Here is a 6,432-nt window from a genome sequence, read left to right on the forward strand (position 1 = left end):
TTAAAAAGTTTGAAAAAATAATAAAAATCCGGGTACAATTTAGATAGTCATTTATCAACTGAATTAAGATAGAAAGATTTATATTGATGCTTATGTTTAAGAATATGAAAAAGTCTCCGGGCTTATTTTTTCTAATATTTACTTTGTTTTTGATTTTAGGAATAGCTTATTTCCCTTTAAACAGTACATATAACGCAATTGCTAAGAATGAAACTGAGAACTCAGTTTTAAAACTGGCACATCTTTCTGATATTCATATTGATTCAACCTCAAAAGACAGCTCCAGAAGATTATATTCAAGCTCTAGAAAACTATTTCAGGATGCTGTAGAACAGATTAATGGTGTTGATAATATAGATCTTGTTTTGTTTTCCGGTGACTCCATAAATAAACCGGTTGAGTCTGATTTAATGAAGTTTATATCTATAGCTAATAAGCTAAAATATCCTTGGCATGCCAGCACAGGAAATCACGAAATAGGTATTAAAGGTGGTTTAAGTAAAAGTAGACGTATAAGTCTGATAAGCAAATATAACAAGAATGTGAATAGTGATAAGTCTTATTATAGCTTTAGTCCTAAAAAAGGATATTTATTTGTAGTAATGGATGGGGTTATAGATTGGCGTGTAACAGCAAATGGTTATTACCATAAAGAAGAATTAGAATGGCTCGATAAAGAATTGAGCGGTAATAAAGATTCTAAAGTTATTATAGTGCAGCATTTTCCTGTAATCGAACCTTCTAAAAGTGAAAGTCATAAAATTTTAAATGCTGCTGAGTATCAACAGGTGTTAAATAAGCACAATAATGTAATTGCAGTACTAAGTGGACATTATCATGCTGCAAAAATCATCAAAAGTGATAATAAAGTTTATGTCAGTACTCCTGCTTTAGTTGAATATCCAAATTCATTCAGGGTAATAACAATTAGCGATAAAAAGGATAAAATCCAGATAGACTTTGATTTTAAGGAGACAAGATTAAAGAATCTACAGCAAAAGAGCAAATCTAAATCAAAATCCTGGCAGCTTAATCAAGGTAAGGATGTAGACAGGGATACTACTGTAATTATAGATAAATAATTCCTAAATAACTTGAATTGCTTAGTTATATCAAGCTTTTTATCGATTTAGAAATTTAGATAGAGATTTGTTCTATCACGTTAATTATTTTATCAGGATATAACTTATTTAAGCATTCTCTGTGATGGCAAAACCGTGTTAAACAGGGTCGGCAAGGTAAATTTCTATATATTTGATAAATATTCGAGTTTGGTGCGTGAGGCAGCCATTGTGCTTCATTAGTAGGGCCATATATTATAACGATATTTTTTGTATTTGCTGCTGCTGCAAAGTGTGCAGATGCTGTATCTAAGGTTACAATTAAATCCAGATAACGGTATAAAGCTATAGTTTCTCTGATTGTTGTTTTTCCACATAAATTATGGATTCTTATTCCTGATTGTGTAGCTAGATAATCATACAGGATTTTTTCATTCTCTGTTCCTGTTGCAATAAGACTACAGTTGTACTTGTCTTTTAGATATTTTATTAATATTATCCAATTATTTAAATGCCACTGTTTTCCTGGAGAACCTGCAGTAATATGTATTGCTATTCTTGGGCGTTCTATTTCCTGCATTACATTTTTAGCTTTATATAAGTCATCATTGGTTAAATGTGTTTCCAGGTATTCATCAAAAATATTTAAGTTCAGATCTTTCAAAGTATCCAAATATACTTGCCATTGAGGTTTTTTATCAGTTATAGGGGTTGATTTCACTAGATGTGTAATTAATTTTTGCCAAATTGGCGGGTAATTAAGACCAATTCTCTCTAAATTAAAGCTGACTCTTTGTTCAACTCCTGCTCTATAACTGGCAAAAGACCATAACACCGGAAAATTAAACAAAAACACAGTGTCATAGTTATTCTGCCTCAAAAATGAGACTTTATTTTTTCCTATATTCTCATTTAAGTAAAAGTTATCTATGTAAGGTAGAGTTTCTACCAGATTATATATGTTTTTATTGCAGACAATATCTATCTGAGAATTATCCCCAAGATTATAACGAAGATTTCTAAGAGTAGGAATTAAAAGAATAATATCTCCAATATAACCAGGTAGAGCAATTAATGTTTTTTCGGGTTTTTTAAAAGGTGCATCACTCTCTCTTGGTTTATATCTGAACGTATCTACTGTTTTATTAATGAGCTCAATAATTTTATCTGCGTACATAATAATTCTTTTTAAAATTTAATACACAATAAAAATCGCATTAATTAGCCTATAATTAAAGCATCTTAAGGTGATAGCTAGATTTCTAGTTTTTTGATCTGAGGTAGTAAAATGTGCTAAATTTTATTGATGTACTAATTATTTATGTGTTTAATATATTCAATGAATTTGGAAATTTTTGACCCGGGATTAGATAATATAGCTGGATTTTTGGCAGGGTTATCACGAAAAATAGAGGTTACTTTTAAGGATATTAAAGTAGATAGACTGGAAAGTAGTCTTAATGGTTTACTTATAGCTCAGATATCTGACTTGCACTTAAATGAGAGAAATACTGAGCTTGTTGAACTTGCTATATCAATTTTAAATAAGCTAAACGCTGATATAGTAGTAATGACAGGTGATGCTATATGTAACGGGCAAAAATTTATTCCTGATTTAACCAGATTGTTTAAGGAAATTAACTCAAAATATGGAAAGTTTGCTTGTATTGGAAATCATGACCACTCAGATGGTGATGATAGTTTAAAAGTACAAGAGTTATACAGAAAAACAGATTTTCAAGTTCTGGTTAATGAGTCAGCTAAGATAAATATAAATGGCGAAACTTTATATATGGCGGGGGCAGATGATCTTGAACTTGGAAGTCAAAATATAATACAAATGGTGCAAAATATTCCTAAAGATGCAACTTCGATATTTTTGACACATAACCCTTTTAACTTCGATGAATTTGCTGAATATAATCCTGATTTAGTTTTAGCTGGACATACTCACGGAGGGCAGTTATATTTCTCTGTTTTGAGATTTATATATAGATTAAGACTGGGATGCAATTATCTTTCAGGGTTATATAGCCTGGATGAATCTAAATTATACGTCAATAGAGGGATAGGGACAGCTCTTATTACCCCTGAAATATTTAACGTTAAATTTGTTATGAATACTCCGAGAATTAATTCTAAACCTGAAATTACTCTGTTTAGATTGGTTTCGGGAACATAAGATATGGTAAATTATTAAAACTGATTTTATATTATAATAAATTATGTTTTTTAGTAATAAGAATTGGAATAGTACAAAAATGGATAAATGCTCAGACTTATATGGGGTAATTTTGGCTGGTGGAAGTGGAAGCAGGCTTTGGCCTCTTAGTCGTGAGATGCATCCCAAGCAGCTTTTAAAGTTAAATAATGAAAGTACCTTGTTTCAGTCAACCTTCTTAAGGTTATCTCAAGTTATTCCTGAGTCTAATATTGTTACTGTAACCAATCAGAAGCACGTTAGAGAAATAAAAATGCAGTTAGGTGATTTGCAAGAATCACTTGGAATCTCAGGGAATCTTGAGGTTATTGCTGAACCTGTAGGAAGAAATACAGCTCCTGCTATAGGCCTTTCAGTCTTTTATATTTTAAAAAAGTTGAATAAAGAAGGAATAGATCCTGTAATTTTAATTGCTCCATCTGATCATCTGGTTAAATGTCAGGAAGAATTTGCAGCAGCGCTTATTAAGGGGGCTGATCTTGCAAGAGCAGGTTTTATTGTTACTTTTGGTATTAAGCCTGAACGACCTGATACAGGATTTGGTTATATCAAGACTTATAAAGACGCTAATATTTCTAATATTGTAGATACTGCTATGAAAGTGGAAGAATTTAAGGAAAAACCTGATCTCAATACGGCCGAAGAGTATTGTAGACAAGGGAATTACTACTGGAATGGCGGCATCTTTATGTTTAAGGCTTCCACCCTATTAAATGAGCTTGAGAAACATTCAAAAGATGTATTTGACGGGGTTTTAAACTGTGAATTTACAGAAGGAAATTCTACAGTTTCATATGATGAATATATTAAAATACCCGAAATATCTATAGATTATGCTGTCATGGAATGTTCAAAGATTATAACACTTATTCCTATTGACTGTGGGTGGAATGATCTTGGCTCATGGCAGGCAATTTATGAGACTTCCAAGAAGGATGAAAAAGATAATTTTATTGTAGGTAATGTATTTGACATTGATAGTGAAAATTCTTTAATTTATGGAACATCCAAATTTATTTCAACGATAGGGCTAAAGGATACGATTATTATAGAAACTGAAGATGCAATTTTAGCCTGTAATAAGAATAGAACACAGGATGTAAAGAAGGTTTTTGACTATCTTAAATGCAATAATGATTCAGCTTGTGTCATTCATAAAACCGTATACAGACCCTGGGGCCATAGTACAGTTCTACAAAAGGGTGAAGGTTTTATGGTTAAGTCACTCCATATTAATCCAAAATCCAAGTTAAGCCTACACGTTCATTTATATAGAAATGAACAATGGATTGTGCTTTCTGGAATTGCAAAAATAATAAAGAATAATGAAGAAATATATTTAAAACAGGGTGATAACATAATTATTCCGGCTAGTGAGAAGCATTTATTAGAAAACCCTGGTGCTGAAGATCTTAAAATGATAGAAATTCAGTCGGGTACGCATTTTGATGAAGATGATATTGTGCGCCTTGATGAATCAGCAAAATTACACCAATAAAATCAATTATTTACTTATTCTGGATATCTGGATGTAGCTTTAATTAGCATTTGAGCTAATTTATCTGCTCCTTTAAACGGTAATTTAGCTAATTTGTCTGCTGCTGACTTATAATCATAGTCTACAAATCTATAATTGAAGCTAAATTCTTTTCCTGATAAATCCGGGTAGTCTAAAATTACATAACAGGCTTTTGGTAATTCTGTAAATGGTCTACCAACGCTCCCGACATTAATTATGGCTTGTTTACCTACGTGATAGTTGACAGGCATGTGAGTATGACCGCAGAAAATTATGTTCTCAGTAACTCTATCTACCATTTCTTTGACTTTTTCTATATCCATATTAGGAAATATGTCTTCGTTATTTCTTCTTGGAGAACCATGTACGAACAAAATTTCTAAATTGCCTATAGTTTCTTTAAGTTGTGCAGGCAATTCATATAAAAATTCTTTCTGGTCCGGTCTTAAAACCTCTTGAGCATATTTAAGAGAGGCCGCCATTATTTCATTTGGCGGAGTATACTTGTCACTACCTGTAGATTTTACTATCATTTCATCTGTATTGCCCTGTATTATTGCCATGTTCCATCTTTTTGACAGATCGTTGATAAAGTCAATTGTTTCTACAGGCTCAGGCCCTGCCATAGCCAGATCGCCACATATAAAGATTTTACTAATATTTTGAGAATTAATATCGTTCAATACTGCTTGTAAGGCATCCAGGTTTCCATGGATATCTGATAATACAGCAATTTTCATAAATTCCCTCCATAGCTATCGGGATAATACAATAAGATATTTTTAGAATAATTAAAACATCTTGTTGATTCAACCGTAAACAGGTAATGACATTACTCTCATATTCTAATAATTATCCTTAAAGACAATAAGAAAGACAGTTGGTTAACTGTCTTAATCCTCCTATGCCTAGTAGCACCCCGATATGTTAGTTTAATAACCCCTTTATTTTGTCTTGTAGCGCCAATTTTCTTGGCTGGTATTTTTTTATTCTCTTATATATATAAAAACTAAATGATATAAAAAATTGCTATTTTTTATATACTCGATCGTTATTTTTCGTAGGATTTCTTAACAATGCTTTAAAATTTTTTAATTTTTTTAATATTGAACTTGAATTTAAACTTTAAAATCTATCCATTAGACATACTTATTATATATAGACACGGGTGGACTTTTGGAGATTTATATTAGAGAATGTCTGATAAGTAAATTTTTATTATTTTTATAAATAATTTTATTCATGCTAAATAAATTGTAATTTTATAAAAATAATCACTTGATAAGACTCAATAAATCAAGTATTCTAAAATATAGAAGTTCAGGGTGTTATATAAGCTTGAGGATTCTTATTGGATGACGAATAATAAGAGGTGGTACGATCAAGATCCAACTGTGAGTTTAGCTGTAAGTATTTTAAGAAATGCTAATATACACAATCAGCTACTTGTTGCAGAACACATAATTCAAAAAGGCAAAGCCCATAACGTCCCTGTTGATAAAATTAGATATGAAAAACCCGGCTTTTTTTCACGCCGCTGGTATGACTTCGAGGAAAGTGTGTTTTATGCTATCGAGTGTTTAAGATTATCTTCTCCTGAAGTGCAAAAAGTATTAGCAATAGAGATCATA

At 31.4% G+C, this 6,432-nt stretch carries 5 protein-coding genes and 1 pseudogene (1 of these 6 only partly in view); 4 read left to right on the top strand and 2 right to left on the bottom strand.

Annotated features, from left to right (window positions below; genetic code table 11):
• The first annotated feature begins 86 nt into the window (after nucleotides 1-86).
• Nucleotides 87-1,082, top strand: a complete 996-nt coding sequence (locus A2255_11045; GenBank protein ID OGI19269.1) for a hypothetical protein — start codon at nucleotides 87-89, stop codon at nucleotides 1,080-1,082.
• A 55-nt stretch (nucleotides 1,083-1,137) separates the two neighbouring features.
• On the opposite strand, the gene A2255_11050 is transcribed toward A2255_11045, so the two are convergent.
• Entirely contained in the window at nucleotides 1,138-2,238 is a 1,101-nt protein-coding gene (locus A2255_11050; GenBank protein OGI19270.1) for a hypothetical protein, read from the bottom strand.
• Between the two features lie 162 nt (nucleotides 2,239-2,400).
• Here A2255_11050 and A2255_11055 point away from each other — a divergent pair, with 162 nt between their 5' ends.
• Both A2255_11055 and A2255_11060 read left to right on the top strand, forming a co-directional pair.
• The gene (locus A2255_11055; protein OGI19271.1) at nucleotides 2,401-3,243 is read left to right on the top strand and encodes a hypothetical protein; all 843 of its coding nucleotides are present in this window, start codon (nucleotides 2,401-2,403) and stop codon (nucleotides 3,241-3,243) included.
• Nucleotides 3,244-3,322: 79 nt separating this feature from the next.
• Nucleotides 3,323-4,780, top strand: a complete 1,458-nt coding sequence (locus tag A2255_11060; GenBank protein ID OGI19272.1) for a mannose-1-phosphate guanylyltransferase/mannose-6-phosphate isomerase — start codon at nucleotides 3,323-3,325, stop codon at nucleotides 4,778-4,780.
• A gap of 14 nt (nucleotides 4,781-4,794) precedes the next feature.
• On the opposite strand, the gene A2255_11065 is transcribed toward A2255_11060, so the two are convergent.
• Nucleotides 4,795-5,541 (bottom strand): hypothetical protein, encoded by a 747-nt coding sequence (locus tag A2255_11065; GenBank protein OGI19273.1) that lies wholly within the window; start codon nucleotides 5,539-5,541, stop codon nucleotides 4,795-4,797.
• Between the two features lie 615 nt (nucleotides 5,542-6,156).
• Between A2255_11065 and A2255_11070 the strand changes: the two are divergent.
• Nucleotides 6,157-6,432: pseudogene (locus A2255_11070) on the top strand (hypothetical protein) (it continues 48 nt past the right edge of the window).

It is taken from the genome of Candidatus Melainabacteria bacterium RIFOXYA2_FULL_32_9 (assembly GCA_001784615.1).
In the GTDB taxonomy this organism is placed as follows: Bacteria; Cyanobacteriota; Vampirovibrionia; order Gastranaerophilales; family UBA9579; genus UBA9579.

Coding starts and splice junctions, on each gene's coding strand:
- A2255_11045 (OGI19269.1), top strand. CDS start 87: ATGCTTATGTTTAAGAATATGAAAAAGTCTCCGGGCTTATTTTTTCTA.
- A2255_11050 (OGI19270.1), bottom strand. CDS start 2,238: ATGTACGCAGATAAAATTATTGAGCTCATTAATAAAACAGTAGATACG.
- A2255_11055 (OGI19271.1), top strand. CDS start 2,401: ATGAATTTGGAAATTTTTGACCCGGGATTAGATAATATAGCTGGATTT.
- A2255_11060 (OGI19272.1), top strand. CDS start 3,323: ATGGATAAATGCTCAGACTTATATGGGGTAATTTTGGCTGGTGGAAGT.
- A2255_11065 (OGI19273.1), bottom strand. CDS start 5,541: ATGAAAATTGCTGTATTATCAGATATCCATGGAAACCTGGATGCCTTA.